This window comes from Bergeriella denitrificans NBRC 102155, from assembly GCF_001592185.1.
GTDB lineage: Bacteria > Pseudomonadota > Gammaproteobacteria > Burkholderiales > Neisseriaceae > Neisseria > Neisseria denitrificans.
Window position 1 is genome coordinate 1 of sequence record NZ_BCWL01000387.1, and the last position, 552, is coordinate 552.

Sequence of the window (552 nt, forward strand, 5' to 3'; positions counted from 1 at the left end):
AACTGAAACCAGCACCAACGATGTCAACTACACCGTTGACATTGCCCGCGACCTGAATGTGGACAGCGTTACCACCGGTAATACGAAGATCGACAACAACGGTCTGACCATTAACGGCGGCCCGAGCGTAACGGTTGACGGTATCAATGCCGGCGGTAAGAAGATTACCAACGTCGCCCCAGGTAAAGATGGTACTGACGCGGTGAACGTAGATCAGTTGAACGCCGCCATTACCAACGCACCGAAGACTACCGTATCTTCCAAAGACGGTTCGGTAACGGTAGCCCAAGACGGTAACAACTACGACCTGTCTGTAAAAGTTGACGGTACAACCATCTCCAAAGGCACCGACGGCGCACTGCAAATCAACACCACCACCGTATCGGCAGATCCGGCAACCGGCAAACTGGTTGACAAAGATCCTGCAGATGCCGGTAAGCCGGTAACGGCTCAAAGCGTGGTGGATGCTGTGAACAGCTCAGGCTTCAATCTGACAACATCCGGCAACACCACAACGCCGAATGCCAAGCAGATGATTAACCCGGGTGCGAC

The 552-nt window shown here is 53.6% G+C and carries 1 pseudogene; it reads left to right on the forward strand.

Annotated elements, in window-relative coordinates:
• A pseudogene (locus tag BDE01S_RS10945) lies at positions 1–552 on the forward strand (hypothetical protein); the annotation flags it as partial.